Origin of the sequence: Phyllobacterium sp. (assembly GCF_037994425.1) — a bacterium.
Classification (GTDB): Bacteria; Pseudomonadota; Alphaproteobacteria; order Rhizobiales; family Rhizobiaceae; genus Phyllobacterium.
Genome location: NZ_JBBNAM010000432.1, coordinates 1 through 1,842 on the forward strand (window position 1 = coordinate 1; position 1,842 = coordinate 1,842).

The 1,842-nt window shown below is 62.1% G+C and carries 2 protein-coding genes; both read right to left on the reverse strand.

The genetic code is table 11. From position 1 onward, the window contains the following. Positions 1-204 precede the first annotated feature (204 nt). Positions 205-549, reverse strand: a complete 345-nt coding sequence (locus tag AAAB35_RS28355) for a hypothetical protein (RefSeq protein ID WP_340671670.1) — start codon at positions 547-549, stop codon at positions 205-207. After that, a complete protein-coding gene (locus AAAB35_RS28360) occupies positions 549-1,643 on the reverse strand; it encodes an IS5 family transposase (protein WP_340671671.1) in 1,095 nt (364 codons plus the stop codon). The genes AAAB35_RS28355 and AAAB35_RS28360 overlap by 1 nt, the downstream gene beginning before the upstream one ends. Between the last annotated feature and the right edge of the window lie 199 nt (positions 1,644-1,842).

Below are 1,842 nucleotides of genomic sequence, written 5' to 3' on the forward strand. Positions count from 1 at the left end.
GAATAGAGAAGTCTGATCAACCGTCGTCTCAATGCCGCCGCGTCCTGCAATAGGCAGCATAGAATGCTCCATGCCCTGAAAAAGCGAAGCGAAACCTATGTCGCAATTCTTGAAAACGGACATGAGAATCAGGCAAACATCATCTTGTCACTTCACAATCGATTCATCGGTCAATGGATGGGCTCTAGCAGGCTGTTGAAGAAGTCAGTCGCGCTCGCACACGAAGCCTGAATCGTCGGCATTATGGATATAGAAGTGACCGACGAGGCGCCCTGCGGTGCCAATGACCACCCATCCACGGCCGCAGGCCGGATCGTTCTCATCGTGCCCTTCCCAAGAGAACTCCGCGCAGGCCGAACCGTCGCGGGTGCCGTAGCGGACATCGAGGAAGCCCTTCATTGCGCCGAAGGCGATTTCGCCGTCCGCCGCGCCTTTGAATGTCAGATGCGCCACTTCGACGAGATCGAGGAAGTCATTTTCCCAGTTGTCCATCTCGACGATACGCCAGCGGCCGGCAAAGGCCCTGGCGAAAGCGGGAACCTTGGCCATCAGCCAGTCTCCGCCATGAGCTTGGGGAGCCGCACCAGATTGTAGGCCGCGGCTGCGAAGGTGAAGGCCCATCCGACGCGGTCGCGGCCGCGGAACTTCGTTTTCTGTTGCCCTGCGACGGTCTTGATCCAGCCGAACGCCTCCTCGATGCGCTTGCGGATGCGAAGGCTTACGGCATAACCGCCGTGGCGCGTGGTGCGGCGATCGATCGCCGAACGACGGCCGTTCGCGTTCTGCGTCACATGCGGCGTCACCCGCATCGAGCGCAACTCGTTGACGAAGTCTTCCACGTCATAGGCCTTGTCGGCGCCGAGCGTAATCGGCTGCGGCCGGTCGGCGCGAGGCTCGATCATGTGCAGCGCCGCCACCCGCTCGGCATGCCCGTCGGCCGGCGTCAGGCAGGCATCGACCAGCAGGCCGTGGCGGTTCTCCATCAAGCCATGTCCCATGAAGCAGAGTTTGGTCTCCTTGCCCTTCCCCTTGCGATAGAGCCGGGCATCCGGATCAGTGGTCGAGGCATGCGTCTCGTTCGACCGCTTGTGGCCGTGGAAGTCCGCTTCCGCGTTGCGCCCACCGCTGCCTCCCACTGGCGGCTCGCCCGAGCCATCCTTCGGCTTGACGCTCTTCATCGACGCCCAGGCCTCGATCAGCGTGCCGTCGACAGAGAAGTGGTCCGTGGACAGGAGCGTCTTCACCCTGGGCTGCGCCAGCACCGCGGCCAGGAACTTCGCCGCGATGGCGCCCTCCAGAAGCCGGTCGCGGTTCTTCGAGAACACCGAATGATCCCAGGCCGCGTCATCGACGCCAATACCGACGAACCAACGGAACAAGAGATCGTATTCCAGCCGCTCCATCAGAAGACGCTCCGAGCGAATCGAGTAGAACGCCTGCAACAGCATCGCCCGCAGCAGTTTCTCCGGCGGGATCGACGGCCGCCCGATCGGAGAATACAACGCCGCGAACTCCCGCTCCAGCGCCGAAAGCGCCTCGTTCACAATCGCCCGGATCGCGCGCAGCGGATGATCTCGCCGCACCCGCGCCTCGAGGTCCACGTAGCTGAACAGTTCGCCAGTCCGATCGTCGCCGCCCCGCATACATCTCTCTCCGAATCACCTCGGAGAGAGTGAATCACGGTCAGTGACGTGCAGCGAGCACCTTTTTCAACACCCTGCTAGGCCCTATCTCTTCTTGGATATGCGCTCGACGCGGCCGCTGCGGAGGTCCTCAACGAGCACGGCGTACTTGTGCGGATCCGTTCTTCCTCATGGACCGCAACTCGATCGAGCGCTGATC